The following is a 25059-nucleotide window of genomic DNA, read 5'->3' as shown; positions in this document are numbered from 1 at the left end:
CCCAAGGCAAAAGCGCCCCCTTGGGGGGCAGCAAGCCGAAGGCGCAGCGTGGTTTTTTTAAAGGTGGTTCGTTGATGCGTTTCGTATATCGCGCGGGTGCTTGCGCCCTGACCCTGTCCCTGGCCGCCGGCTGCTCGATGCCGCGCCAGGCTCCCGATGCCGCGCCGCCGGCCCCGGCCGCCGCCCAGGCGCCTGCCCAGCCCGAGCCCTGCCGCCCGGCGGGCCAGTCGCCGCTGGTAGGCAACTGGTATTCGGTCAGCAAGCAGGCCGGCATCAAGGGCGAGATGCGGCGCCTGCTGGTGCTGCAGGAGGACGGCAGCTTTCGCAGTGAAACCCGCCATCACGATGGCCGCAACCTGCGCGCCGAACTGCGCGAAACCGGGTGCTGGGAGACGGCCGGCAATACCTACACCACGCGCGTCACCCATTCCAATGGCGAGGCGGTCGATGCGGGCGATCCCATCTACCGCAATACCTACCGCGTGGAGAAGGTCGGCGCCACGCAACTGGTCACGCGCGAGGACGTGCCGGGCGCGCGGCCGGTGACCGCGCGCAAGATGCCGCCGGGCTATCGGATGCCTTAGCGTTGCAAGCGCCTTAGCCCTGCACCAGCGCCAGCCGCTCCAGCACCGTATCCCGGCCCAGCAGCGCCAGCACCGCGTCGATGGCCGGCGTCTGGGCCTGGCCGGTGACCGCCACGCGCAGGGGAATGGCCAGCTGCGGCATCTTCATGCCGCGTTCGGCCAGCACCGCCTTGATGTGCGCCGACAGCGCCTCGCGCGTCCATTCGCCCCGCGCGGCGCGCTGGGCGAAATCGGCCAGCGCGGCGCGGGCCGGCTCGGTCAGGTGCTGGGCGGCCAGCTCCGGCGCGGCCGCGCGATGGGGACCACAGAACAGCATGGCGTTCTCGGCCAGCTGCTCCAGGGTTTCGGCGCGGTCCTTGAACAGGCCCATCACGGCCGGCAGGTCCGCCGCCTGCGGGTTGCCGCCGCGCTGGGCGATGCGCGGGGCCACGCGCTCGGCCAGCCAGGCATCGTCGGCCTGCTTGATGTAGTGCGCGTTGACCCAGTTGAGCTTCTTGGGGTCCCACTGCGACGCCGACCTGGACAGGTGGCGGGTATCGAACCACTGCACCAGCTGCTCGCGGGTGAAGAGCTCGTCGTCGCCGTGGCTCCATCCCAGCCGCGCCAGGTAGTTGACCATGGCCTCGGGCAGGTAGCCCTGCTTGTCGTACTCCATCACGTTGACCGCGCCGTGGCGCTTGGACAGCTTTTCGCCGTCCGGGCCCAGGATCATCGGCACGTGGCCGTAGCGCGGCAGCTCGGCGCCCAGCGCGCGCAGGATGTTGATCTGGCGCGGGGTGTTGTTGACGTGGTCGTCGCCGCGCAGCACGTGGGTGATGCGCATGTCCCAGTCGTCCACCACCACGCAGAAATTGTAGGTGGGCGTGCCGTCCGGGCGCGCGATCACCAGGTCGTCCAGCTCGCTGTTGTCGAAGCTGATCGGGCCCTTGACCATGTCGTCCCAGCCGGTCGCGCCTTCTTGCGGGCTCTTGAAGCGCACCACGGGCTTGCGGCCCTCGGGCACGGGCGGCAGCGTCTTGCCCGGCTCGGGGCGCCAGGTGCCGTCGTAGCGCGGCTTCTCGCCCCGCGCGCGCGCGGCCTCGCGCATGGCTTCGACTTCCTCGGGCGTGCTGTAGCAGTAATAGGCCGTGCCGGCCTCGAGCATCTGGGCCACGACCTCGCGGTAGCGGTCCATGCGCTGCATCTGGTAGAAGGGGCCTTCGTCGGGCTGCATGCCCAGCCACTGCATGCTGTCCAGGATGGCCTGCACGGCCTCGGGCGTGGAGCGCTCGAGGTCGGTGTCCTCGATGCGCAGCACGAAGGTGCCGCCATGGTGGCGGGCGAAGGCCCAGGCGAACAGGGCGGTGCGGGCCCCTCCCAGGTGCAGGAAGCCGGTGGGAGACGGGGCGAAGCGGGTGCGGACGGCGGAAGCGGTGGACATGGAGGCAGGCGCGATGCGCTTTGGCCGGCGCGGGCGCGCCAGCGCAAAAGCAAGGGTGTATCGTTGCAAAGTCGCCATTTTAATGGACTGAGCCTACGCCGATGCTGCGCCACGCCTTGGCACCCCTGTTCGAGCCGCGCTCCCTGCTGGTGGTCAGCGACCGCCCCCAGCCGGTGCTGCAGTCGCTGCCCGCCGCCTTGCGCGAGGGATTGGTGCGCATCGACTGCGAGCCCGGCGAGCCGCCAGGCCAGGCGCAGGCGCCGGCGCCCGGCGGGCTCGAACTGGCCCTGGTATGCGTGGCGCCGGCCGCGGTGCCCGCGACGCTGCACTGGCTGGCCGCGCTGCGGCCGGCCGCCGCCATCCTGCTGCCGCACGACCAGGCCGATCCCGATCCGCGAGCCACGGCGCGGCTGTGCCGCGATTGGGCCGCCGAACACGGCTGCGCGCTGCTGGGGCCCAATGCCTTCGGCATCCAGCGCCCCCATGCGGGGCTGAACCTGAGCCAGCACCCGTTGCTGGCCCGCAGCGGCCGGGTGGCGCTGGTGGCGCAGTCGCGCGCCATCATGGCCGCGGTCATGGATTGGGCCGAAGACGTGCAGATCGGCTTTTCGACCGCGCTGGCGCTGGGCGACGAGGCCGTGCTGGGCCTGCCGCAAGTGCTCGATTTCCTGGCCGGCGACCCGCGCACCGACAGCATCGCGCTGTACATCGAGGACGTGGGCTTTGCGCGCGAATTCGTCAGCGCCTTGCGCGCGGCGGCCAGCGTCAAGCCGGTGGTGGTGCTCAAGGCCGGCCGCGCGCTGGATTCCAGCCTGGCCGATGCGGCCTTCGATGCCGCGCTCGGGCGCGCCGGCGCCGTCAGGGTGCGCTATTTCGTGCAGCTGTTCTCGGCGCTGAAGGTGCTGGGCTATGCCCGCCGTCCCAAGGGCCGGCGCATCGCGCTGTTCTCCAACGGCAGCGGTCCGCCGCAGCTGGCGCTGGACCTGATGGGGGCGAACGCGCCCACGCTGCGCGCCGAGCTCTCGGCCGCCACGCAGCGGGCGCTGGCCGAGCAGCTGGAGCCCAGCGCCCCGCCGGGCAACCCGGTCATCACCTACCTGCCGCTTACGCCCGCGCGCGCCCAGGCCATCCTGGACATCCTGCTCGAGGATCCCAACGTCGACGGGGTGCTGGTGCTGCTTGCGCCCGATGCGCGTTCGGACATGCCCGCCGTCACGGCCCGGCTGGCCGAGATCGCCCCGCGCGCGCGCAAGCCGCTGCTGACCTGTTTCATGGGCGATGCCGGCATGCGGCCGCTGCGGCGGCGCATGGACGATGCGGGCACTCCCGCCTTCCGCACTCCCGAGTCGGCCGCCGATGCCTTCGGCGTGCTGGCCTCGTATCACTACAACCAGCAACTGCTGCTGCAAACGCAATCGCCCGAGCCGCTCGAGAGCCCGCCGGACCTGGACCGGGCCCGCCAGGCCATCGCGGCGGCGCGCCGGGCCGGCCGGCTCGCGCTGCAGGAGGACGAGGTGCGCGCGCTGCTGGCCGCGTTCCGGGTGCCGCTGGCCGCGCTGGATGGCGCCATGCCGGCCGACGCCGCGCCGGTGCCGCTGGCCGTGCGCGTGGCGCGCGACCAGCGTTTCGGGCCGGTGGTGCGGCTGGGCACGGGCGGGCCGGCCGGCGTGCTCGACGGCCCGGACCGCGGCATGGACCTGGCCCCGCTCAATGCCTTCCTGGCGCGTCAGCTGATCGAGCGCAGCCGCCTGTGGCGCCGCGTGCTGGCGCGGGCGGCCAGTCCGGCCGCGCTCGATGCCTTGCAGGAACTGCTCGAGCAGGCCGCGGCGCTGGCCAGCGAGCTGCCCGATGTGGAATCGCTGGAGATCGATCCGCTGTACCTGGGCGATACCGCGCTGACCGCCGGGGCGGTGGCCATCACGCTCACGGCCGAGCCGACGGTGTCCGACCCGCAGGCGCGCGGCTATCCGCACATGGCCATCCATCCGTATCCGACGCGCTGGGTGCAGGCCCGTCAGTTCGAGGACGGCACGCCCTGGACCATCCGCCCCATCCGTCCCGAGGACGCCCAGGCGCTGCAGGAGTTCGTGCGCGACCTGTCCGAGCGCACCCGCTACATGCGTTTCGTCTCGATGATGCGCGAGCTGACCCCGCGCATGCTGGCCCGCTACACGCAGGTCGACTATCACCGCGAGCTGGCCCTGGTGGCCACCACGCATGTGCCCAACCCCGCCCATCGCGGCCATCCGCGCGAAGTCATCATCGGCCTGGCGCACTACCTGCGCAATCCGGACGGGCGCGGCGCCGAATACGCGCTGGTGGTGGGCGACGAATGGCAGCGCCGCCGCCTGGGCGGCGAGCTGATGAAAGTCCTGATCGAAGCGGCGCGCGAGCAGCACCTGGAGTACATCGACGGCATGGTGCTGGCCAACAACCGGCCCATGCTGTCGCTGATGACGCGCCTGGGCTTTGTCAACGATCCCGACCCCGAGGATCCGACCATGCGGCGGGTGTGGCTGGACCTGCATGGCGGCGCTAGCCCTTCGGCGTCATGAACCTGCGTCAGATCGAGGTTTTCCGGGCGGTGATGGTGGCCGGTTCGGTCAGCGGCGCAGCCCAGTTGCTGCACGTCTCGCAGCCGGCGGTCAGCCGGCTGCTGGCCTATACGGAACAGAAGCTGGGCTTTGCCTTGTTCCAGCGGCTGCGCGGGCGCCTGCATCCCACGCCGCAGGCGCACCGCCTGTTTGGCGAGATCGAACTGCTGTACCAGGGCGTGCAGCGTATCAACGGCTTGGCCAGCGACATGGCCAACCTTGGCAGGGGCGTACTGCGCATCGCCTGCAGCCCCAGTCTGGCCAGTGCGCTCATGCCCATGGCAATCGCCGCTTTCGCGCAGCGCCAGCCCGATGTCCGGGTCTGCATCGAAGGCATGCTGGCCGATGCGCTGACCGACGCGCTGCTCACGCAAAAGGCCGATGTGGCAGTGGCCATCGTGCCCCTGCAGCACGCCCGCCTGCAAAGCCATGCGCTGTTTCGCAACCGCATCGTCGCAGTGCTGCCGCCGGGCCATCGCCTGTGCACGCGCGAGCGGCTGCGCATCGCGGACCTGCGCGACGAGGCCATCGTCGGCTATAGCGCCGAGACACCGCTGGCGCATGCGATAGCGCGCCTGTACGACGGTGCGCGGATGGCGCCGCGCTGGGTGGCCGAGGTCAAGCAGACGCACGTGGCCTGCGCCATGGCAAGGCGCGGCCTGGGCATTGCCCTGGTCGACGAACAGGCGCAGCTGGGCGGCGATTGGCCAGATCTGCAGGTGCGCGCGCTGCATCCGACCATCGACCTGCAGGTGCGACTGGGCTATTCGCGCTACGAGCCGCTGTCGGCCATCGTGCAGGAGTTCGTCGATACCCTGCGCGGCCTGCGGCATCCCCTGCTGGTGCCTGCCGGCTAGCCTTGCAATTGCCTGCACAGGCCCGGCTGGCGCGGTGATTAACGCGATGTTATGCGCCGGCGCCATATCGGCATGAGACAGGCCGGTGCCCCGCTCCTAGAATTTTTCCCGAACCGCCGGCAAGGCGGCGGGGCGCCGTCTCGGCAGCCCCAGTGACAAGGGGAAAACGATGAAGCGAGCTTTGTTGCATACGCGCCGCCGGCTGGCGGCGGTCGTTCTGGCGGCGCTTCCCGGCGTGACGCTGGCCGCCTCCTATCCGGACCGTCCTGTCACCCTGGTGGTGCCCTATCCGGCGGGCGGCTCCCTGGACACGGTCGGCAGGCCCCTGGCCCAGCGCTTTGAGGCAACCACAGGCCAAGCCATGATCCTGGAGAACGTGGGTGGCGCCGGCGGCCTGATCGGCGCGGCGCGGGTTGCGAAGTCCGCCCCGGACGGCCACACGCTGCTGCTGGCCAGCAACGGCCAGGTGACCATCGCGCCGCTGGTTTACAAGGACATGAGCTACGACCCGCAGCGCGACCTGGTGCCGGTCGTGCATCTGGTGGACCAGACGGCCGTGCTTTATGCCAGCGCCAAGTCCGGGTACCGGCAGTTCGCCGACGTGGTCGAGGCAGCCAAGGGACAGAGCCTGCAAATCGCTTCCAGCGGCAATGGCAGCATCTCGCACTTGGCGATGGAGCTGATGGCCCAGCAGCTGGGAGCCTCGGTTACCCACGTGCCGTACCGTGGCGCCGCGCCGGCGCTGCAAGACCTGGCCGGGGGCCAGGTGCCGCTGCTGTTCACCTTCGTGGGTTCGGCCAAGGGGTTGACCGAATCGGGCATGGTGCGGCCCCTGGCGGTGGCTTCGCCCCAGCGCCTGGCCGCTTTGCCGGACGTGCCTACTTTCGCGGAGTTGGGCTATCCCAACCTGCAGGCTTCGGTGTGGATCGGCCTGATGGCGCCGGCCGGCACGCCGCAGGAGCGCATCGAACGGCTGTCGCGGATCGTCGGCGACATGCTGGACGAACCGTCGTTCCAGCAGGCCATGGCCGCCAACAGCATGGAAAGCAAGGGCGGCTCGGTCCAGGACTTTCAGGCCATGATGGCCGATGACGCCGCCCGCTGGGCCGAACTGGCCAAGATCGTGAACCTTTCGTCCAACTAGGCAAGGCGGCGCCTGTGGGCGCCAGTTTGGCCGGGCAGCGCCCGGCCTGTTTTTTCGGGAAGCAGAAAATGAAACAAGTCACCGGCGTCGCGCCATCGGGCTCCATGGGCAGCGGCTACAACCTGGCCTCGTTCAAGCGGGCCATGCAGGCCGCGCCAGATTTCATCGGCCAGGATGCCGGCTCCACCGACATGGGGCCCTACTACCATGGCGCGGATCGTCCCTTCCTGCCCATGTCGGCCTACCGGCGCGACCTGGCCGTCATGCTGGCCGCGGCGCGCTCGGCCAGCATTCCGCTGCTGATCGGCTCGGCCATCACCAATGGTTCGGACGCCACGCTGGCCGCGATGATCGGGCTGGTGCGGGAGGTTGCGGCCGAGCAGAAGCTCTCGTTCAAGCTGGCCATCATCGGCGCCCAGATAGACAAGGACTACCTTAAGCGCAAGATCGCGGCAGGGCCGCTGCAATCGCTGGGGCCGCAGGGTAGCCTGAGCACCGAGACCGTCGATGCCGCCGGTCCGGTCGTGGCGCAGATGGGCATGGAGCCATTCATGCGCGCGCTCGAGGCCGGCGCCGAGGTCATCATCGCCGGTCGTGCCTGCGACGACGCAGTGTTCGCGGCGCTGCCGGTACTGCGCGGCTTCGAGCCGGGCCTGTCCCTGCACTGCGGCAAGATCCTGGAGTGCGCCGGGCTGTCGGCCGTGCCCTACGACCTGGGCGAACCCATGATCGGCCGCGTGCGCGCCGACCATTTCGAGGTCGAGCCGGGCAATCCGGACAGCCGCTGCACCACGGTCTCGGTGGCGGGCCACTCGCTGTACGAGCGCAGCGATCCTTTCCTGCAGGCCGGCCCCGGCGGCATCAACGACCTGACGCGCGCCACCTTCGAGCAGTCCGGCGAGCGCATCGTGCGGGTGCGCGGCAGCGCCTATCTGAAGGATCCGCAGTACCGCGTCAAGCTGGAGGCCGCGCAGCAGGTCGGCTATCGCAGCATCGTGGTGGTGGGCATACGCGACGCGGTCATGATCCGCGAACTGGACCACGTTTTCGAGCACGTGCGCGAGCGTGCCCAGGAGCGCTTCGGGTTGCAGGAGAACGGCATCAGCCTGCTGTTTCGCACCTATGGCAAGGACGGCGTCATGGGCAGCCTGGAGCCCGACCCGGACGTGGCGCCCAAGGAGGTGGGCCTGGTCATTGACGCGGTGGCGCCGGACCAGGACACGGCCACGGCGGTGGCGATGTTCTCGCGCGGGGTGCTGCAACATGCGCATTACCCGGGCATCTTGACTACGGCCGGCAATATGGCCTATCCGTTCTCGCCTTTTGGCATCCCGGTCGGGCCGGCCTACCGGTTCTCGATCTATCACCTGATGCCGGTGGCCGATCCCTGCGAGTGTTTTCCCATTCATTACGAAACGATCAGGAACTGAACATGGCAAGCCAGACACGGCCCATGACCGACTACGCCAAGGTCATACGCAGCAAGAATTCAGGCCCTTTCGAGCTGACCTTCGACATCATGTTCGATCGGGACGAGCCCTACCTGCACGTCAAGCGCAGCGGCGTATTGACGGTGCAAAGCGTGGCACGGGCCTTTGCCATCGCCCCGGATCAGGTGCTGGTGTGCACACCCTTCGATGCGGCCCGGGCCTTCAAGATCACCATCCGGCGCCCGGTGAGTTCCGGTGACGTGACCGACCGCGACGTGTACGGCTGCCAGCAGCACGTGCCCCTTACTCGCATGCAGGTACCGGCTTGAGGCCGGCGTCCCGCCTCAGCCCTGCAGCACCTGCCTGAGAAACGCCGCGATGTCGCCGATCTCGGGCGGGCACACCGAATGGGGCATTGGATAGGTATGCCATTGCACCGGGTGGCCCATCTGTTCGAGCATGGCGCGCGAGGCCTCGGCGCGCGCCAGCTGCACCACCGGGTCGTAGGTGCCGTGCGCCAGGAAGATCGGCGTGTCGGCGTTGGCCGCATGGCGCTCGCCGGCAAAGGCGTCGACCAGCGGCAGGTAGCCCGACAGGCCGACCAGGCCGGCCAGCCGTTCCGGATGGCGCAGCCCGGTGTGCAGGGCCATGGCGCAGCCTTGCGAGAAACCGGCCAGCACGATGTTGCGCGCCGGGATGCCGCGGCTGTTCTCGCGCGCGATCAGGGCCGCGATGGCCTGCGCCGAGCGCACGATGCCCGGGCCGTCCTCGCGGCGCACCAGGTCCATCACCAGGATGTCGTACCAGGCGCGCATGGCCATGCCGCCGTTGATGGTGACCGGCTGCACCGGGGCGTTGGGAAACACGAAGCGCACCGCCGGGCTTGCGCCCAGGCGCAGCTCGGGCACGATGGGCACGAAGTCGTTGGCGTCGGCGCCCAGTCCGTGCATCCAGATCACGGCGTGCGTGGGGTTGGGCGCGGTCTCGATCTCGACGGTGTCGAGCAGGTCGGTCAGGCTCATTGTGCGGGAGTCTCGATCAGGTTCTTGAGCGCCTGGAACAGGGCGCGGTAATGCTTGCGCTGGGGCTCGCGCCCTTCGGGCAGCGCGGCGTTGGCGGCCGCTTCCTTGCGGCCCTGGCGCACCAGGGTGCGCAGGTGCTGGCTGTCGGCCTGCGGGTGCTCGTTCAGCAGCTGCGTCAGCGCCTCGTCGTCCTGCAGCAGGCGCTCGCGCAGGGCTTCCAGGCGGTGCATGTGCGCGGTCTGCTCGCGCGATCCCTTGGACCACTCGTCCAGCTGGCGGCGGATCTGCTCGGCCGGCGCGTCGCGCATCAGCTTGCCCACGAAGTGCACCTGGCGGCGGCGCCCGCCATGGCTGGTGATGCGCTGGGCCTCGCGGATGGCCTCGTACAGGCGCTCGGACAGCGGCAGCTGCCGCAGCCTTTCGGGGGGCAGCTCGACCAGCGTCTTGCCCAGGTCGAGCAGGGCATGCATCTCGCGCTTGACCTGCGATTTGCTGGGGCGGTCGTCGAAATCGTCGTCGAAGCCGCTGCCGGGCGCGTCGCCCGGCTGGGGGGAATGAACGTTCATGCGGATGTGCGAAGGCAGGGACCGGCCGGCAGGGCTTGCCCGATGGCAGCCCGCACCGGCGGGCGCCGGCTCGGTCGACTTGGCTATGATACCCGTCTCACCGCATTGGACTGCAATGGCAAAAGCTCAACACTCCCTACCCATAGAGGAAAACCAGGCGCGTTTTCGCGAACTCGTGCAACAGGCGCTCGGGCATGCCCGTTCGCTGGGCGCCAGCGACGCGGCCGCCGAGATATCCGAAAGCCAGGGGCTGGCGGTGACGGTACGCAAGCACGATGTCGAGACCATCGAGCAGACCCGCGACCGATCGCTGGACATCACCGTCTACGCCGGCCAGCGGCGCGGCTCGGCCTCGACCTCGGACTTCTCGGCCGCGGCCCTGAAGGAAACCGTCGAGGCCGCCTGGCACATCGCCCGCTATACCGCCGAAGACCCGGCCGCGGGCCTGCCCGAGCCCGAACTGCTGGCGCGCGATTTTCCCGACCTGTCGCTGCACCATCCCTGGCCGCTGTCCACCGAGCAGGCCGTGGACCTGGCCGTGCGCGCCGAGCGGGCCGCCGATGCAACCGACCCGCGCATCACCAATTCCGACGGGGCCAGCGTCAGCACCTACGAAGGCCATTTCGTGCTGGGCAATACCCGCGGCTTCCTGGCGGGCTACCCGTACTCGCGCCACAGCCTGTCGGTCGCGCCCATCGCCGGGCGCGGCGCGCACATGCAGCGCGACTACTGGTACAGCAGCGACCGCGACCCGGCCAGGCTGGCCGCGCCCGAAGACGTCGGCCGTTACGCCGCCGAACGCGCGCTCTCGCGCCTGTCGGCCCGACGCATCAAGACGGGCAAGTTCCCGGTGCTGTTCGAGGCGCCGCTGGCGCTGGGCCTGCTGGGCGCGCTGACGCAGGCCGCCGGCGGGGGCGCGCTCTACCGCAAGGCCAGCTTCCTGGTCGATGCGCTGGGCAAGCCCATCTTTCCGGAGCACGTGGACGTGCTCGAAGATCCTTTCGTGCCCGGCGCCATGGGCAGCTCGCCCTTTGACGACGAGGGCGTGCGCACGCTCTCGCGCAAGGTGGTCCAGGGCGGGGTGCTGCAGGGCTATTTCCTGTCCACCTACACCGCGCGCAAGCTGGGCATGGTTTCCACCGGCAATGCCGGGGGATCGCACAACCTGACCCTGCACTCGTCCCTGACCCGCGAGGACGATGATTTCCGCGCCATGCTGCGCAAGCTGGGCACGGGCCTGCTGGTTACCGAACTGATCGGCCAGGGCGTGAACTACGTTACCGGCGACTACTCGCGCGGCGCCTTCGGCTACTGGGTCGAGAACGGCGAGATCCAGCACGCCGTCCAGGAGGTGACCATCGCCGGCAACCTGGCCGACATGTTCCGGCAGATCGTCGCGGTGGGGGCGGACCGCATCTGCCGCGGCACCAAGTGCGCCGGTTCGGTGCTGATCGAGCGCATGTCGGTGGCCGGGGCCTGAGCCGGTTTTCCGGCTGGCCTGCCCGGGACGGGATCACGCGGGGCGGGCCCTGTCCCGGCGGCGCTGTGGCATAAATGCTTGACAGCTTGGCAAAAATGCGCAATGTGCTAGAATGGCCGGCTTACCTATGAAAAAGCCCTTTTTATCGGGGCGGATCGGAAGCGCACGGACGGCTCTTTATAACGTTTTGGCGCGGGACAGGTAAGGCGCATTGCCGCTGCCCGGTGTGGGCGGCGCACCATTTTCAACAGGAATCCAATCATGAAGACCTTTGTGGCCAAGCCGCATGAAGTCAAGCGTGACTGGTATGTGATCGACGCCAAGGGCAAGGTCCTCGGTCGTGTGGCCAGCGAAGTCGCACGCCGTCTGCGCGGAAAGCACAAGCCGGAATTCACGCCCCACGTCGACACGGGCGACTATATCGTCATCATCAACGCTGCCGATATCGTCGTGACCGGGAACAAAACGGAAGACAAGAAGTACTTCCGCCACACCACCTATCCCGGTGGCATCCGCGAGACGAACTTCCGCAAGCTGCAGGAGCGTTTCCCCGGCCGCGCCATCCAGAAGGCCGTCAAGGGCATGCTGCCCAAGGGTCCGCTGGGCTACGCCATGATCAAGAAACTGAAGGTGTACGCCGGCGCCGAGCACCCGCACACCGCCCAGCAGCCGCAGCCGCTGGATTTCTAAGGAAGGCCCATCATGATCGGTAACTGGAACTACGGAACCGGCCGCCGCAAGACCTCGGTGGCGCGCGTGTTCCTCAAGAAGGGCACGGGCAAGATCGTCGTCAACGGCAAGGCTGTGGACGAATACTTCGCCCGCGAAACGGGCCGCATGGTCGTGCGCCAGCCCCTGGAGCTGACCGGCCACCTCGAATCGTTCGACTTTCACGTCAACGTGCACGGCGGCGGCGAAAGCGGCCAGGCCGGCGCGGTGCGCCACGGCATCACCCGCGCGCTGATCGACTACGACGCCAGCCTCAAGCCCGCGCTGTCGCAGGCCGGACTGGTCACGCGCGACGCCCGCGAAGTCGAGCGCAAGAAGGTCGGCTTCCACAAGGCACGCCGCCGCAAGCAGTTCAGCAAGCGCTGATCGCGGCTCGTCCGTGCTTGTCGAAAAAGGCCGCCTCGTGCGGCCTTTTTCATCGCCGGGCCGTCCCAAGATGAAAAAGCGGCCCCCTCGGGGGGGGCAGCAAGCCGAAGGCGCAGCGTGGGGGCTATTTTCATCGCCGGGCCGTCTGGGCGCTGTCACAGGCTCGCGTTAATATCTTCGTCTCTTTACCAGGAACGCATCATGGTCCAGTCCTCGCAACCCCGCATCAAGGTCGGCATCGTCGGCGGCACCGGCTATACCGGTGTCGAGCTGCTGCGCCTGCTGTCGCAGCATCCGCACGTGGAACTCACCGCCATCACCTCCCGCAAGGAAGACGGCATGCCGGTGGCCGAGATGTTCCCCAACCTGCGAGGACGCGTGGACCTGGCTTTCTCCAGCCCCGACAAGGCCCCGCTGGCCGGCTGCAACGTGGTGTTCTTCGCCACGCCGCATGGCGTGGCCATGGCGCAGGCGCGCGAGCTGCTCGAGGCCGGCGTGCGCATCATCGACCTGGCGGCCGACTTCCGCCTGAAGGACCAGGCCATGTTCGAGCGCTGGTACAAGATCCCGCACAGCTGCCCGGAAATACTGGCCGAGTCGGTCTACGGCCTGGTCGAGCTTGACCGCGCGGCCATCGCCAAGGCACGCGTCATCGGCAACCCCGGCTGCTATCCCACCACCGTGCTGCTGGGGCTGGCGCCGCTGCTCGAAGGCGGCGCGCGGGTCGATACCGGCAGCATCATCGCCGACTGCAAGTCCGGCGTGACCGGCGCCGGCCGCAAGGCCGAGGTGCATACGCTGTTCTCCGAAGCCAGCGACAACTTCAAGGCCTATGGCGTGGCCGGCCATCGCCACCACCCCGAGATCTCCGCCCAGCTGCAGCGCCTGAACGGCGGCCAGCCGGTCGGCTTGGTGTTCGTGCCGCACCTGGTGCCCATGATCCGCGGCATGTTCTCCACGCTCTATGCCCGCATCCTGCCCGAGGCCCGCGGCACCGATTTCCAGGCCCTGTTCGAGCAGCGCTACGCCAACGATCCCTTCGTGGACGTGCTGCCGGCCGGCAGCCTGCCCGAGACCCGCTCGGTGCGCGCCTCCAACACCCTGCGCATCGCCGTGCAGCGGCCCGAGGGCGGCGACCAGCTGGTCATCCTGGTGGTGCAGGACAACCTGGTCAAGGGCGCCTCGGGCCAGGCCGTGCAGAACATGAACCTGATGTTCGGCCTGCCCGAGACGGCCGGCCTGGACCAGGTCGCCATCCTGCCTTAGCGTCAACCGGCCCCAGGCGGCGCCTGCCCGTGCGGAACCTTCGCCCCGCGGCAAGGGTCTGTACGGGGTGTCTAGCCTGGATGGATCTGCATGGATGTTGACCGCCCGCCGTCCGAGCCCGCCCCTTCGAGGCGCGGGCGACGGGGATCGTACCTGCTGTGGCTGATGGTGGTGCTGCTGGCCCTGTGCGTGGGGGCAGCGGCCGGCTTCCAGGCCGCTACGCTGTATTACAGCCAGGACCGCGCCAGCCTGAGCAAGGAGCAACTGGCGGCCCTGCAGGCCAGCCAGGCCCAGCGCGAGGCCGAGATCCGCTTTTTGCGCGCGCAGCTGGATACCGCCGACGGCGAAACCGCCGTGCAGCGGGCCGCACGCAAGGAACTCGAAGCGCAGCTGCTGGCGCAGCAGGCCGAACTGGGCCGCGTGCGCGACCAGCTGGCCTTCTACGAACAGCTCCTGCCTCCCGGCCCGCAAGGGTCGCTGGACATCCGCGCGGCCACCGTGGTGCGGCAGGGCGTGGGGCTGCGCTATCGCGTGCTGCTGATGCGCAACGGCCACAACGGCAACGGGCCCTTCTCGGGCAAGCTGCAGTTCATGGCCGCCGGCAAGGCGGACGGCCAGGACGTTACCCTGGAGCTGGGCCCGCTGCAGGTCAAGGAAGACGGTACGATCGCGTCGCCTTCCGAGGCCGCCAAGGAGACGCTGGCGCTGAATTTCGACCAGTATGTCCGCAGCGAGGGCATGCTGGCGCTGCCCGAAGGCTTCGCCCCCGAAAGCGTCACGGTGCACGTGCTTGAAGGCGATACGGTCAGGGCCTCGCGCAGCATCGAGCTCGATCCCTAGGGCCGGCCGGCTAGCCCATGCTGCCTTCAGGGGTGCTGGGGCAGCCGTACCGCGTCTGCGCTATAGTGTCTAAATATCCCGCCAGCAGGCGGGCTCGGGCCTGCGCCCGCCATTTTTTCCGGCGCGCGGCCTTACGCGTCCCTCACCCGGGACGACAGGAGTCTCCCTATGAACGCCATCACCGAAACCACCGACCTGCAGGCGCCGCCCACGCCGCTGGTCTTTACCGACGCTGCCGCCGCCAAGGTCAAGCAGCTGCTGGAAGAAGAGGGCAACGACAAGCTCAAGCTGCGCGTGTTCGTGCAAGGCGGCGGCTGTTCGGGCTTCCAGTACGGCTTTACCTTCGACGAGGACACCAACGAGGACGACACCACGCTGGAGAAGAACGGCGTGCAGTTGCTGGTCGACCCCATGAGCTTCCAATACCTGGTCGGCGCCGAGATCGACTACAAGGAAGACCTGGAAGGCGCGCAGTTCGTCATCCGCAACCCCAACGCCACCACCACCTGCGGCTGCGGCTCCTCGTTCTCGGTCTGACGTTCAGGCCGGATACCAGGCGCCCAGCACCCGGGCGCCGCGGCTGCCGGTAACCGTGGCCGTGGGCAGCGCCCGGCCGCGCACGTGCTGCCAGGCCAACCAGGCGAAGGCCAGCGCCTCCACCAGCTGGGGCGGGACGCCCGCCGCGTCGGTGCCGCGCACCGGCCGGCTCAGGGCTTGGGCCAGGGCCTGCATCAGCCCGCGGTTGCGGGCGCCTCCCCCGCATACCAATACCTGTTCGATGTCCGCGCCATGCGCGCCGATGGCGTCGGCGACGGTCTGCGCGGTGTATTGGCGCAGCGTCGCCTGCACGTCCTGGGGAGCCGGCGTGCGCCCCAGCGCGGCCAGCTTGCCGTCCAGCCAGGCGGCGTTAAAAAGGTCGCGTCCGGTGGACTTGGGCGGGGGCAGGGCCAGCCACGGCTCGGCCAGCAGCAGACCCAGCAGCTGCGCATCGGCATGCCCGCCGGCGGCCCAGCGCCCGTCGGCATCGAAGGCCTGGCCGGTATGCCGGGCGCACCACAGGTCCATCAGCACGTTGGCCGGGCCGGTGTCAAAGCCCACGGGCGGGCGGCCCCGGCGCAGCAGGGTGACGTTGGCGATGCCGCCCAGGTTCAGGATGGCGCGGGGCGTTTGCGCGGCGAAGCAGGCGTCGTGGAACAGCGGCGCCAGCGGCGCGCCCTGGCCGCCGGCGGCCACGTCGCGGCTGCGGAAATCGGCCACCACGCCGATGCCGGTCAGCTCGGCCAGCAGGGCGGGGGCGTTCAGCTGCAGGGTGTAGCCCAGCTCGGGCCGGTGGCGCACCGTCTGGCCGTGCGCACCGATGGCGGCGATCTGCCGGGGTTCGGCCTCGCCGCGATAGAGCAGCGCGGCCACCACCTGGGCGTACTGCTGGACCAGGGCGTTGGCCGCCAGGGCGGCGCGGCCCAGCTCGTCATGGCCGGGCGTGTTCAAGGCCAGCAGTTCGGCGCGCAGTGCCGCCGGCATGGCCAGGCTGGCCTGGGCCAGCACTTCCGGGCGCTCGCCCGAGAAGTCGGCCAGCACGCCATCCACGCCATCGAGGCTGGTGCCGGACATCAGGCCGATGCAAAGCGTGGGATGAGCCATGGCGTGCGGCGCTTGGGCGGGTGCGGGCAGCGTGCGAGGCGGCGGGTCCGGACGGCGATGCGCCGGACTGCCCGCCGGCTCAGCGGCTGGCCACGTTGGCCAGTTCTTCCGGCAGGGTCTGCTGGAACTGCGTCAGCAGCTTGATCTGCTCGGTATAGGGCTGCACGGCGGCCTGGAATGCCTTGAGCTCCTTGGCCTCCAGCGCGCGCGCCACCGGCAGGTCGACCGACAGCGGGTCCACAGGGGTGCCGTTGATGCGGAATTCGTAGTGCAGGTGCGGGCCGGTGGCCCAGCCGGTGGCGCCCACGTAGGCGATCACCTGGCCCTGGCGCACCTTGTCGCCTTTCTTCAGGCCGGGCGCCAGGCGGCTGGCGTGGGCATACAGGGTGGAGTACTTGCCATGGTGCTGCAGGTGCACCGTGTTGCCATAGCCGTTCATCCAGCCGGCATGGTGCACCACGCCGTCGGCGGTGGCGTGGATGGGCGTGCCGGTAGGCGCGGCGTAGTCCACGCCCTTGTGGCCGATCCAGCGCTTGTGGATGGGATGCATGCGGCCGCCGAACTTGGAGCTGATGCGGGTGAACTTCAGCGCCGTGCGCAGGAAGGCGCCGCGCAGGCTGGTGCCGTCGAACGCGTAATAGCTGCCGCTCTGGCCTTCGGGGCTGAACCAAACGGCGGTGTGGCTCTTGCCGCGGTTGACGAACTCGACCGCCAGCACGCGGCCGGCGCCGGCATAGCGGCCTTCGTGGGTGCGCACCTCGTAGACCACGCGGAACTGGTCGCCCTGGCGCAGGTCGCGCAGGAAGTCGATGCGGCTGCCCAGGATCTCGGCCATCTGCAGGGTGATGGAGTCGGGTACGCCGGCCGCGTCGGTGGCGCCGAACAGCGAACTGGTGATGGTGCCCACGGCCACGCGCACCTGGCGCTCGGTCTGGTGGGTCAGTTCGGCGGCCTTGTAGCCGTCCTCGGTGGGCTCGACCTGCAGCAGCCGGGTGACGACCTCGCCGTCGCTTTCGTTGCCCGGCGTGTGGATGTAGCGCAGCCAGCGCAGATTGCCCGCCGCGTCGGTGGCGGCCTGCACCGAGCGGCCCGGGTAGAGCTTGTAGATGCTGCGGGCCGACGCATCGTGCGTCAGGAAGCGCTGCAGGCCCGGCGCGTCCACGTCCAGGCGGGCCAGCACCGAGGCCAGCGTGTCGCCCTGGCGGATCCGCGTTTCGTGCACATACGGGGTATCATCCGCAGCGGGCGCGCTGGCTTCCAGCGATTCGGGCGGCAGGGTGATGATGTCCTGCACCTGGCGCAGGGGCGGCAGCGCTTCGTGGGGGTCGGTCTGGACCATGCCCAGCGCGGCGGCGGCCCCGAACAGGCCGAAGGCCGCCACCAGCATCGAACGGCGCAGGACGCGCATGCGGCGCGAGGGTCCTGTTGACAGCGTGGCGGTGCCAGGCGCGGGGTCCATCCGGGTGCTTGCGTTGCGCGCTGGAGTGTTTAGCCCACGAGTCATCGTGTAAGAACCTCTGCCTGGAAGTGCGGAACCGGCCCTGGCGGCACGCAGGCGCCACGCCGGCCGGCCTGCTGCGGCAGGCCCCCCGGAGGGCCTGTGGCTGCAGGGCCGCCCCGGCCTGCCGGGGCGTGTTACCTTGCGTGTCGGCCTGCCTGCTGCAAAGGCCGGGAAGACTGGATTGAAGTGAAACCAGGGACTTAGTGAGACAAGCTAAGCCAAAGCTTGCACTATGATTAGCCCAGGATGCTAGCCCATGTGGGCATTTATTTCGACGTTTTTAACACCTTTTAACGTATTTCCGCTACCCATCAAGGTTGATTTTCGCTATGTCCCACCCCTCCGACGCCGCCGACAGTCCCGAAGTCCAGGCCGATCTGCAGATCGTGCGCCGCGGGGTGGACGAGCTCCTGGTCGAATCGGAATTCGCCCGCAAGCTGGCCCGCAGCCGCGCCACCGGCGTGCCGCTGCGCATCAAGCTGGGCCTGGACCCCACCGCGCCGGACATCCACCTGGGCCATACGGTGGTGCTCAACAAGATGCGCCAGCTGCAGGACCTGGGCCACACGGTCATCTTCCTGATCGGCGACTTCACCACCACCATCGGCGATCCCAGCGGGCGCAACAGCACCCGTCCGCCGCTCAGCCGCGAGCAGATCGAAAGCAACGCCCGCACCTACTATGCGCAGGCCAGCATGGTGCTGGACCCCGAGCGCACCGAGATCCGCTACAACTCCGAGTGGTGCGATCCGCTGGGCGCGCGCGGCCTGATCCAGCTGGCCTCGCGCTACACCGTGGCGCGCATGATGGAGCGCGACGACTTCACCCGGCGCTTCAAGGGCGGGGTGCCCATTTCGGTGCACGAGTTCCTGTACCCCTTGCTGCAGGGCTACGATTCGGTGGCGCTCAAGTCGGACCTGGAGCTGGGCGGCACCGACCAGAAGTTCAACCTGCTGGTGGGCCGCGAGCTGCAGAAGGAGTACGGCCAGGAGCCGCAGTGCATCCTGACCATGCCGCTGCTCGAAGGCACCGACGGCGTCGAGAAGATGTCCAAGTCCAAGGGCAACTACATCGGCATCTCCGAGCCGGCCGAGTCCATGTTCGGCAAGCTCATGTCCATCTCGGACACCCTGATGTGGCGCTATTTCACGCTGCTGTCCTTCCTGTCCGAGGCCGAGATCGCCAGGCTGCGCGCCGAAACCGAGAACGGCCGCAATCCGCGCGACGCCAAGGTGATGCTGGCCAGCGAGATCGTGGCGCGCTTTCATGGGCAGGCGGCCGCCCAGGCGGCGCTGGCCGCCTTCGAGGCGCGCTTTCGCGACGGCGCCATCCCCGAGGACATGCCCGAGGTCACGCTGGGCGGCGCGCCCCTGGGCATCCTCAAGCTGCTGCGCGAGGCGGGGCTGGCGGCATCGGCCTCCGAAGCGCAGCGCAACGTCGAGCAGGGCGGGGTGCGGGTGGACGGCGCCCGCATCGAAGACAAATCGTTGCAATTGACCGAGGGGTGCTACGTGGTGCAGGTGGGTAAACGCAAGTTCGCCCGTGTTACCTTGCGAGGATAGGCCTTCGTCCCAATATTGCGAAGGTTCGCCGTACCAAGGAGCACGTTCATGAAGCTGACGAGTTTGTCCTTTTCGGAAGGCGAGGCTATCCCGGAGCGCTACGCGTTCGCCAAGATCGACCCGCAGTCGCACGTGGCCCTCGCGGACAACTACAACCCCCACCTTGCCTGGGACGAGGTGCCCGAGGGCACCCGTTCCTTCGCCCTGCTTTGCATCGATCCGGACGCACCCTCGGACCCGGCCGACGTCAACCAGGAGGGCCGCGAGGTGCCGGCCGACCTGCCGCGCATGGATTTCGCCCATTGGGTCCTGATCGAGCTGCCGGCCGATCGCCGCGAGATCGACGAAGGGGCGTTCAGCAGCGGCATCACCCCGCGCGGCAAGGGCGGCCCGCTGTCGCCGCACGGCGTGCGCCAGGGCGTCAACGACTACACCTCGTGGTTCGCCGCCGACCGCGACATGAATGGCGATTATTTCGGCTACGACGGCCCGTGCCCGCCCTGGAACGACGCCAAGGTGCACCGCTACGTCTTTACGCTGTATGCGCTGAACGTGGACAAGCTGCCCGTCGAGGGGCGCTTTACTGCCGCCGACGTGCTGCGGGCCATGCAGGGCTGCGTGCTGGACCAGGCCAGCCTGACGGGCACCTATACCCTGAACCCGCGGCTGGCGCCGCGGCAGGTGGGCTCGACCACGGCGGTCTAGCCGCGCCGGCCGGCGGACCGGGCGCAACTTGAGCGGATCTCCCGCTGGCTTGAGCCGTTTTTGCGGCAGGGCCTCCGGCCGTGGCGGCCAGCCCACGCTCGGGCCGGCGCGGCCCGCGCCGCTGCGCTTTGCCGGGCGGCGCCGGCGGGCGGGCAGGTAAACTAGCGGTTTGATCTTTCGGTTTTCAGGAACCCGCAATGTTCGACCGCTCCCGCACCATCGCCCAAGTGGATCCCGACGTCTGGGCCGCCATCCAGAAGGAAGACCTTCGCCAGGAACAGCACATCGAGCTGATCGCCTCGGAAAACTACGCCAGCCCGGCCGTCATGCAGGCCCAGGGCACGCAGCTGACCAACAAGTACGCCGAAGGCTATCCGGGCAAGCGCTACTACGGCGGCTGCGAATACGTGGACGTGGTCGAGCAGCTGGCCATCGACCGGCTCAAGCAGCTGTTCGGCGCCGAGGCGGCCAACGTGCAGCCCAACTCCGGCTCGCAGGCCAACCAGGGCGTGTACAACGCCGTGCTCAAGCCGGGCGACACGGTGCTGGGCATGAGCCTGGCCGAGGGCGGGCACCTGACGCACGGGGCCTCGGTCAACCAGTCGGGCAAGCTGTACAACTTCCTGCAATACGGCCTGGACGCCGACGAGGTGCTGGACTACGCGCGCGTGGAGCAGCTGGCCAAGGAGCACCGGCCCAAGCTGATCGTGGCCGGCGCCTCGGCCTATTCGCTGCACATCGACTTCGAGCGCCTGGGCCGCATCGCCCGCGAGCACGGCGCGCTGTTCATGGTGGACATCGCCCACTATGCCGGCCTGGTCGCCGGCGGCGCCTATCCCAACCCGGTGCCGCACGCCGACTTCGTCACCTCCACCACGCACAAGTCGCTGCGCGGGCCGCGTGGCGGCGTCATCATGATGAAGGCCGAGCACGAGAAGGCCGTCAACTCGGCCATCTTCCCCGGCATCCAGGGCGGCCCGCTGATGCACGTGATCGCGGCCAAGGCCGTGGCCTTCAAGGAAGCGCTCTCGCCCGAGTTCAAGGATTACGCCGCCCAGGTGGTCAAGAACGCCCAGGTGCTGGCCGACACCCTGGTCAAGCGCGGCCTGCGCATCGTCTCGGGCCGCACCGAAAGCCACGTCATGCTGGTGGACCTGCGCGCCAAGGGCATCACCGGCAAGGAAGCCGAGGCTGTCCTGGGCCAGGCCCACATCACCGTCAACAAGAACGCCATCCCCAACGACCCGGAAAAGCCCTTCGTCACCAGCGGCGTGCGCCTGGGTACCCCGGCCATGACCACGCGCGGTTTCCGCCAGGCCGAGGCCGAGCTCACCGGCAACCTGATCGCCGACGTGCTCGATGCCCCGCGCGATGCGGCGGTCATCGAATCGGTGCGCAAGCGCGTCAACGAACTGACGGCGCGGCTGCCCGTTTACCGCTAGACTGGCAGCCTGGCCCGGCCTGCCGCCGGCCGGGCCGGCAGCTTCCGGGCGCCGCGCCGCATTGACGGCCGTGCGGGCGGCATCGACAGGTAGGCCTTTATGAAATGTCCGTTCTGCGACCATTCCGATACCCAGGTGGTCGACTCGCGCGTCTCCGAAGAGGGCGATACCATCCGCCGGCGCCGGCGCTGCCTGGCCTGTGACCGGCGCTTTACCACCTACGAGCGCGTCGAGCTGGCCATGCCTTCGGTGGTCAAGCGCAACGGCAGCCGCAGCGAATACCAGTCCGGCAAGCTGCGCGGCAGCCTGGCCCTGGCCTTGCGCAAGCGCCCGGTCAGCACGCGCGACGTGGACGCGGCCGTGGCCCGCATCGAGGAAAGCCTGCTGACCAGCGGCCAGCGCGAGGTGTCCTCGGCCTACATCGGCGAACTGGTCATGACCGAACTCAAGAAGCTGGACAAGGTGGCCTACGTGCGCTTTGCCTCGGTGTACAAGAGCTTCGAGGACATCGGCGAATTCGTCGAGGCCATCCGCGAGATGCAGGGGCCCTTGCTGCCCGGCAAGCTCAAGAAGTAGTCCCGCCCAGTGAACGCCAGTCTTTCCCCCGAGCAGGCCGACGAGGCATGGATGCGCCGCGCGCTGGCGCAGGCGCGGCAGGTCATGTTCAGCACCCGTCCCAACCCGCGCGTGGGTTGCGTCATCGTGCGCGGCGGCCAGGTGCTCGGCGAGGGCGGCACCCAGCCGCCCGGCGGGCCGCACGCCGAGATCGTGGCCTTGCGGCAGGCCGCCAGCCGGGGCCTGGATGTCGCCGGCGCCACCGCCTACGTCACGCTGGAGCCGTGCAGCCACTACGGCCGCACGCCGCCCTGTGTCGATGCGCTGGTGAGCGCCCGGCTGGGCCGGGTGGTGGTGGCCATGGGCGATCCCAATCCGCAGGTCAACGGGCGCGGCCTGCGCACGCTGCGCGAGGCCGGCATCGCCGTCGGCACGGGCGTGTGCCTGGACCAGGCCCTGGAGCTGAACGCCGGCTTCGTCGCGCGCATGAGCCGCGGCACGCCCTGGACGTGGCTCAAGCTGGCCGCTTCGCTGGACGGGCGCAGCGCCCTGCACAACGGGGTGTCCAAGTGGATCACCGGGCCGGCCGCGCGCCAGGACGGCCATCTTTGGCGCGCCCGCAGCTGCGTGGTGCTCAGCGGCATCGGCACCGTGCTGGCCGATGATCCGCTGCTCGATACGCGCACCGTCGATACCGCGCATCCGCCGCGCCGGGCCGTGATCGACAGCACGTTGCGGCTGCCCGAGGACGCGCGCATGATCGACGGGCGCCCCATCCTGGTGTTCGCCGCGCAGGCCGACCACGACAAGATGGCGCGCCTGGCCCAGCGCAACGTGCAGGTGGTGCTGCTGCCGCAGGCCGACGGCCAGCGCGTGGACCTGCCCGCCGTCATGCGCTGGCTGGCCGCCGACGGCGTGAACGAGGTGCATGTCGAGGCCGGCCCCATGCTCAGCGGCGCCTTGCTGGCGGCCGGCTGCGTGGACGAGCTGCTGGTCTACAGCGCCCCCATGCTGATGGGCGATGCCGCCGGCATGGTTGCCTTGCCGGCCTTGCAGGACCTGGACCTGGCGCCGCGCTTTGCCTACACCGACGTGGCGCGCGTGGGCGAGGACCTGCGCTTGCGCGCGCACCTGCCGGCCCGCTGGCTGGCCCTGCGCCAGCGGGTGCAGCTGCTGGCCCACGAAGCGCAGGCGCATCCGCCGGCATCGACTGGCGTATGATCTTTTCCGTTTCCGGTCACTGCTAGCCAAGGAGTCCCCATGTTCACCGGCATCGTCGCCGCCGTAGGCCGAGTCACCGAGGTCCAGCCCCTGCCCGGGGGCAGCGAGGCCGGCGTGCGCCTGCGCATCGCCGCCGGGGCACTGGATCTTTCCGATGTGCGCATCGGCGACTCCATCGCCGTGCAGGGCGCCTGCATGACGGTGGTGGCCCGCACGGACGACAGCTTCGAGGTCGAGGTCTCGCGCGAGAGCCTGAACCGCACCAGCGGCCTGGCCGAAAAAGGCGAGGTGAACCTGGAGAAGTCGCTGCGGGTGGGCGACTACCTGGGCGGACACCTGGTCTCGGGCCACGTCGACGGCCAGGGCGAGGTGCTGCGTTTCTCGCCGGTGGGCGAATCGCACGAACTGCTGCTCCATGCGCCCAAGCCGCTGGCGCGCTACCTGGCCTACAAGGGCTCGATCACCGTCAACGGCGTCAGCCTGACCGTCAACAGCATCGACGACGGGGCCGAGGGCTGCGACTTCAGCATCAACCTGATCCCCCATACCGTCGCCGCCACCACGCTCAAGCACCTGAAGCCGGGCGATCGCGTCAACCTGGAGGTCGACACCATCGCCCGCTACGTCGAGCGCATGCTGGGCGGCTCGCACAGCATCGCCGTGACGGGCTGAGACGTGCGGGCCTCGCCGTTCGTCACGCTGGCGATCACGGTCGCCATCCAGTCGCTGGTCTCGGCCGCCGTGCTGGTGGTGCCCGTGCTGGCGCCGGTGATCGGACCGGTCTACGGCGTGGGCGCCGAAACCCTGGGCGCCTATGTGGCCCTGGTCTATTGCGGCGCCATGATCGGCAGCCTCATGGCCGGCGAGTGGGTGACCCGGCTGGGCGCCATCCGCGCCAGCCAGCTGGGCATGGTGCTCAGCGCCTCGGGCCTGCTGCTCAGCCTGCTAGGCTGGCTGCCCCTGGTGGTGGCCGGCGCGCTGCTGATCGGCATCGGCTACGGTCCCATCACGCCGGCCAGCTCGCACCTGCTGGTCAAGACCACGCCGGCCCGGCGCATGTCGCTGGTGTTTTCCATCAAGCAGACCGGCGTGCCGCTGGGTGGCGTGCTGGCCGGCGTGGTGGCGCCCTGGCTGCTGGAGTGGGTGGGCTGGCGCGGCGCGCTGGCCGGCTTCGCCCTGGCCAGCCTGCTGTGCACCGTCTTGTCGCAAGGACTGCGCCGCGAGCTGGACGCCGACCGCAAGCCGCTGCATCGCGCGGCCAGCGGCAAGCTGCGTGCCCCGCTCAAGCTGATCTTCTCGCAGCGTTCGCTGGTGCTGCTGGCGCTGGCCTCGCTGACCTTCTCGGCCGTGCAGCTGTCGGTCAGCGCCTACACCGTCACCTACCTGCACGACAGCCTGGGCTACACGCTGGTGCTGGCCGGCCTCATGCTCTCGATCGCACAGGTGGCCGGCGTGGTCGGCCGCATCCTGTGGGGCTGGTGCGCCGACCGGCTGGGCAGCGCGATTTCCACGCTGGCCGTGCTGGCCATCGCCATGGCCTTGTCGTGCTGGGCCCTGGCGGCGCTGCCGGCCGGCAGCCACCAGGTCCTGCTCGGCCTGGTGCTGTTCGCCCTGGGCGCGGGCGCCATCGGCTGGAACGGCGTGTACCTGGCCGAGGTCGCGCGCCAGGCCCCGCCCGGCCAGGCCGGCATGGCCACGGCCGGCACGCTGACCTGTACCTTCCTGGGCGTGGTGCTCGGGCCGCCGGTGTTCGGGCTGGTGGTCTCGCTAACGGGCAGTTATCGGATCGCGTTCTTCCTGATTGCCGTGCCGGCCTTGCTGGCCGGCGTGCTGCTGTACGCGCAAAGGCGGCACTTCCGGCTGCCGGGCCAGGCGGCCGGCCGCTAGCGGCGGGAAATTTTCGCCCAGTTTTGCTAGAATCGCGGATTGCCGTTTTGTGGGCTGGCCCAGTGGGGCCGGGCGCAAAGTGCGCATCAGGACAGGTGGCCGAGTGGTTGAAGGCGCACGCCTGGAAAGCGTGTATACGTGAATAGCGTATCGGGGGTTCGAATCCCCCTCTGTCCGCCAAGAATTTTCCAGGCTAGTCCAGGAAGGTCTAGAAACCCCGCAGAATCAAGGTTCTGCGGGGTTTTTT

Annotated in this window: 24 protein-coding genes and 1 tRNA gene; 20 read left to right on the top strand and 5 right to left on the bottom strand. The window is 69.3% G+C overall.

The annotated features are described in order from the left end of the window. The first annotated feature begins 74 nt into the window (after positions 1-74). The gene (locus V8Z80_RS20150) at positions 75-584 is read left to right on the top strand and encodes a hypothetical protein (RefSeq protein WP_336063256.1); all 510 of its coding nucleotides are present in this window, start codon (positions 75-77) and stop codon (positions 582-584) included. A gap of 13 nt (positions 585-597) precedes the next feature. On the opposite strand, the gene gltX is transcribed toward V8Z80_RS20150, so the two are convergent. Then, on the bottom strand, positions 598-2004 hold the full coding sequence (gltX, locus tag V8Z80_RS20145) for a glutamate--tRNA ligase (RefSeq protein ID WP_336063255.1): 1407 nt from the start codon (positions 2002-2004) through the stop codon (positions 598-600). Between the two features lie 101 nt (positions 2005-2105). Between gltX and V8Z80_RS20140 the strand changes: the two genes are divergently transcribed. The 5 genes from V8Z80_RS20140 (at position 2106) to V8Z80_RS20120 (ending at position 8358) form a co-directional block, all read left to right on the top strand. Further along, positions 2106-4559, top strand: a complete 2454-nt coding sequence (locus V8Z80_RS20140; RefSeq protein ID WP_336063254.1) for a bifunctional acetate--CoA ligase family protein/GNAT family N-acetyltransferase — start codon at positions 2106-2108, stop codon at positions 4557-4559. Then, positions 4556-5455 (top strand): LysR substrate-binding domain-containing protein, encoded by a 900-nt coding sequence (locus V8Z80_RS20135; RefSeq protein ID WP_155197270.1) that lies wholly within the window; start codon positions 4556-4558, stop codon positions 5453-5455. The genes V8Z80_RS20140 and V8Z80_RS20135 overlap by 4 nt, the downstream gene beginning before the upstream one ends. A gap of 169 nt (positions 5456-5624) precedes the next feature. Next, positions 5625-6599 (top strand): Bug family tripartite tricarboxylate transporter substrate binding protein, encoded by a 975-nt coding sequence (locus V8Z80_RS20130; protein ID WP_336063253.1) that lies wholly within the window; start codon positions 5625-5627, stop codon positions 6597-6599. 68 nt (positions 6600-6667) lie between these two features. Next, positions 6668-8029, top strand: a complete 1362-nt coding sequence (locus V8Z80_RS20125; protein ID WP_336063252.1) for an acyclic terpene utilization AtuA family protein — start codon at positions 6668-6670, stop codon at positions 8027-8029. Positions 8030-8031: 2 nt separating this feature from the next. Then, positions 8032-8358, top strand: coding sequence for a DUF4387 domain-containing protein (locus V8Z80_RS20120; RefSeq protein WP_155197267.1), 327 nt, complete (start codon positions 8032-8034; stop codon positions 8356-8358). Positions 8359-8373: 15 nt separating this feature from the next. Here V8Z80_RS20120 and V8Z80_RS20115 read toward each other — a convergent pair whose 3' ends face one another. Next, positions 8374-9051, bottom strand: coding sequence for an alpha/beta hydrolase (locus V8Z80_RS20115; protein WP_336063250.1), 678 nt, complete (start codon positions 9049-9051; stop codon positions 8374-8376). Further along, entirely contained in the window at positions 9048-9617 is a 570-nt protein-coding gene (gene yjgA / locus V8Z80_RS20110) for a ribosome biogenesis factor YjgA (RefSeq protein WP_336063249.1), read from the bottom strand. The genes V8Z80_RS20115 and yjgA overlap by 4 nt, the downstream gene beginning before the upstream one ends. A gap of 115 nt (positions 9618-9732) precedes the next feature. Here yjgA and pmbA point away from each other — a divergent pair, with 115 nt between their 5' ends. The 6 genes from pmbA to erpA all read left to right on the top strand — a co-directional run bounded on the left by pmbA (position 9733) and on the right by erpA (position 14835). Continuing rightward, entirely contained in the window at positions 9733-11097 is a 1365-nt protein-coding gene (gene pmbA, locus V8Z80_RS20105; RefSeq protein ID WP_336063248.1) for a metalloprotease PmbA, read from the top strand. A gap of 261 nt (positions 11098-11358) precedes the next feature. Next, positions 11359-11787, top strand: coding sequence for a 50S ribosomal protein L13 (gene rplM / locus V8Z80_RS20100; protein ID WP_336063247.1), 429 nt, complete (start codon positions 11359-11361; stop codon positions 11785-11787). A gap of 12 nt (positions 11788-11799) precedes the next feature. Beyond that, positions 11800-12192 carry a 30S ribosomal protein S9 gene (gene rpsI / locus V8Z80_RS20095; RefSeq protein WP_155196743.1) on the top strand — a complete coding sequence of 131 codons (393 nt, stop codon included), beginning with the start codon at positions 11800-11802 and terminating at the stop codon, positions 12190-12192. Between the two features lie 201 nt (positions 12193-12393). Next, the gene (gene argC / locus V8Z80_RS20090) at positions 12394-13458 is read left to right on the top strand and encodes an N-acetyl-gamma-glutamyl-phosphate reductase (RefSeq protein ID WP_336063246.1); all 1065 of its coding nucleotides are present in this window, start codon (positions 12394-12396) and stop codon (positions 13456-13458) included. Positions 13459-13548: 90 nt separating this feature from the next. Beyond that, on the top strand, positions 13549-14298 hold the full coding sequence (locus tag V8Z80_RS20085) for a DUF6776 family protein (protein WP_336063245.1): 750 nt from the start codon (positions 13549-13551) through the stop codon (positions 14296-14298). 168 nt (positions 14299-14466) lie between these two features. After that, on the top strand, positions 14467-14835 hold the full coding sequence (erpA, locus tag V8Z80_RS20080; protein ID WP_155196724.1) for an iron-sulfur cluster insertion protein ErpA: 369 nt from the start codon (positions 14467-14469) through the stop codon (positions 14833-14835). Positions 14836-14838: 3 nt separating this feature from the next. Here erpA and V8Z80_RS20075 read toward each other — a convergent pair whose 3' ends face one another. Together V8Z80_RS20075 and V8Z80_RS20070 are read right to left on the bottom strand one after the other, a co-directional pair. Beyond that, complete coding sequence (locus V8Z80_RS20075) at positions 14839-15969, bottom strand: anhydro-N-acetylmuramic acid kinase (protein ID WP_442952010.1); 1131 nt, start codon at positions 15967-15969, stop codon at positions 14839-14841. Positions 15970-16018: 49 nt separating this feature from the next. Next, positions 16019-17443, bottom strand: coding sequence for a M23 family metallopeptidase (locus tag V8Z80_RS20070; protein ID WP_336063243.1), 1425 nt, complete (start codon positions 17441-17443; stop codon positions 16019-16021). A 326-nt stretch (positions 17444-17769) separates the two neighbouring features. Between V8Z80_RS20070 and tyrS the strand changes: the two genes are divergently transcribed. The 8 genes from tyrS to V8Z80_RS20030 all read left to right on the top strand — a co-directional run bounded on the left by tyrS (position 17770) and on the right by V8Z80_RS20030 (position 24992). Beyond that, positions 17770-19002: a tyrosine--tRNA ligase gene (tyrS, locus tag V8Z80_RS20065; RefSeq protein ID WP_336063242.1), complete on the top strand. Its 1233-nt coding sequence runs from the start codon at positions 17770-17772 to the stop codon at positions 19000-19002. Positions 19003-19050: 48 nt separating this feature from the next. Continuing rightward, positions 19051-19707 carry a YbhB/YbcL family Raf kinase inhibitor-like protein gene (locus V8Z80_RS20060; protein WP_155197281.1) on the top strand — a complete coding sequence of 219 codons (657 nt, stop codon included), beginning with the start codon at positions 19051-19053 and terminating at the stop codon, positions 19705-19707. Positions 19708-19904: 197 nt separating this feature from the next. Continuing rightward, positions 19905-21149, top strand: a complete 1245-nt coding sequence (glyA, locus tag V8Z80_RS20055; RefSeq protein WP_155197280.1) for a serine hydroxymethyltransferase — start codon at positions 19905-19907, stop codon at positions 21147-21149. Between the two features lie 99 nt (positions 21150-21248). After that, positions 21249-21725: a transcriptional regulator NrdR gene (gene nrdR / locus V8Z80_RS20050; protein WP_155197279.1), complete on the top strand. Its 477-nt coding sequence runs from the start codon at positions 21249-21251 to the stop codon at positions 21723-21725. 9 nt (positions 21726-21734) lie between these two features. Then, positions 21735-22925, top strand: coding sequence for a bifunctional diaminohydroxyphosphoribosylaminopyrimidine deaminase/5-amino-6-(5-phosphoribosylamino)uracil reductase RibD (gene ribD / locus V8Z80_RS20045; RefSeq protein WP_336063241.1), 1191 nt, complete (start codon positions 21735-21737; stop codon positions 22923-22925). Between the two features lie 39 nt (positions 22926-22964). Next, the gene (locus V8Z80_RS20040) at positions 22965-23597 is read left to right on the top strand and encodes a riboflavin synthase (protein WP_336063240.1); all 633 of its coding nucleotides are present in this window, start codon (positions 22965-22967) and stop codon (positions 23595-23597) included. Positions 23598-23600: 3 nt separating this feature from the next. Next, positions 23601-24812, top strand: coding sequence for an MFS transporter (locus tag V8Z80_RS20035; protein WP_336063238.1), 1212 nt, complete (start codon positions 23601-23603; stop codon positions 24810-24812). Between the two features lie 89 nt (positions 24813-24901). Continuing rightward, positions 24902-24992, top strand: a tRNA-Ser gene (locus tag V8Z80_RS20030). Positions 24993-25059 lie beyond the last annotated feature (67 nt).

Source organism: Orrella sp. JC864 (genome assembly GCF_037026685.1).
Classification (GTDB): domain Bacteria; phylum Pseudomonadota; class Gammaproteobacteria; order Burkholderiales; family Burkholderiaceae_B; genus Orrella.
Note: the sequence above shows the minus strand (reverse complement) of the source record. Positions and strands in the feature narration are given on the sequence as shown.

Excerpts from the sequence above, each read along its gene's own strand:
- V8Z80_RS20150 (WP_336063256.1), top strand. The coding sequence starts at position 75 with ATGCGTTTCGTATATCGCGCGGGTGCTTGCGCCCTGACCCTGTCCCTG.
- gltX (WP_336063255.1), bottom strand. The coding sequence starts at position 2,004 with ATGTCCACCGCTTCCGCCGTCCGCACCCGCTTCGCCCCGTCTCCCACC.
- V8Z80_RS20140 (WP_336063254.1), top strand. The coding sequence starts at position 2,106 with ATGCTGCGCCACGCCTTGGCACCCCTGTTCGAGCCGCGCTCCCTGCTG.
- V8Z80_RS20135 (WP_155197270.1), top strand. The coding sequence starts at position 4,556 with ATGAACCTGCGTCAGATCGAGGTTTTCCGGGCGGTGATGGTGGCCGGT.
- V8Z80_RS20130 (WP_336063253.1), top strand. The coding sequence starts at position 5,625 with ATGAAGCGAGCTTTGTTGCATACGCGCCGCCGGCTGGCGGCGGTCGTT.
- V8Z80_RS20125 (WP_336063252.1), top strand. The coding sequence starts at position 6,668 with ATGAAACAAGTCACCGGCGTCGCGCCATCGGGCTCCATGGGCAGCGGC.
- V8Z80_RS20120 (WP_155197267.1), top strand. The coding sequence starts at position 8,032 with ATGGCAAGCCAGACACGGCCCATGACCGACTACGCCAAGGTCATACGC.
- V8Z80_RS20115 (WP_336063250.1), bottom strand. The coding sequence starts at position 9,051 with ATGAGCCTGACCGACCTGCTCGACACCGTCGAGATCGAGACCGCGCCC.
- yjgA (WP_336063249.1), bottom strand. The coding sequence starts at position 9,617 with ATGAACGTTCATTCCCCCCAGCCGGGCGACGCGCCCGGCAGCGGCTTC.
- pmbA (WP_336063248.1), top strand. The coding sequence starts at position 9,733 with ATGGCAAAAGCTCAACACTCCCTACCCATAGAGGAAAACCAGGCGCGT.
- rplM (WP_336063247.1), top strand. The coding sequence starts at position 11,359 with ATGAAGACCTTTGTGGCCAAGCCGCATGAAGTCAAGCGTGACTGGTAT.
- rpsI (WP_155196743.1), top strand. The coding sequence starts at position 11,800 with ATGATCGGTAACTGGAACTACGGAACCGGCCGCCGCAAGACCTCGGTG.
- argC (WP_336063246.1), top strand. The coding sequence starts at position 12,394 with ATGGTCCAGTCCTCGCAACCCCGCATCAAGGTCGGCATCGTCGGCGGC.
- V8Z80_RS20085 (WP_336063245.1), top strand. The coding sequence starts at position 13,549 with ATGGATGTTGACCGCCCGCCGTCCGAGCCCGCCCCTTCGAGGCGCGGG.
- erpA (WP_155196724.1), top strand. The coding sequence starts at position 14,467 with ATGAACGCCATCACCGAAACCACCGACCTGCAGGCGCCGCCCACGCCG.
- V8Z80_RS20070 (WP_336063243.1), bottom strand. The coding sequence starts at position 17,443 with ATGACTCGTGGGCTAAACACTCCAGCGCGCAACGCAAGCACCCGGATG.
- tyrS (WP_336063242.1), top strand. The coding sequence starts at position 17,770 with ATGTCCCACCCCTCCGACGCCGCCGACAGTCCCGAAGTCCAGGCCGAT.
- V8Z80_RS20060 (WP_155197281.1), top strand. The coding sequence starts at position 19,051 with ATGAAGCTGACGAGTTTGTCCTTTTCGGAAGGCGAGGCTATCCCGGAG.
- glyA (WP_155197280.1), top strand. The coding sequence starts at position 19,905 with ATGTTCGACCGCTCCCGCACCATCGCCCAAGTGGATCCCGACGTCTGG.
- nrdR (WP_155197279.1), top strand. The coding sequence starts at position 21,249 with ATGAAATGTCCGTTCTGCGACCATTCCGATACCCAGGTGGTCGACTCG.
- V8Z80_RS20040 (WP_336063240.1), top strand. The coding sequence starts at position 22,965 with ATGTTCACCGGCATCGTCGCCGCCGTAGGCCGAGTCACCGAGGTCCAG.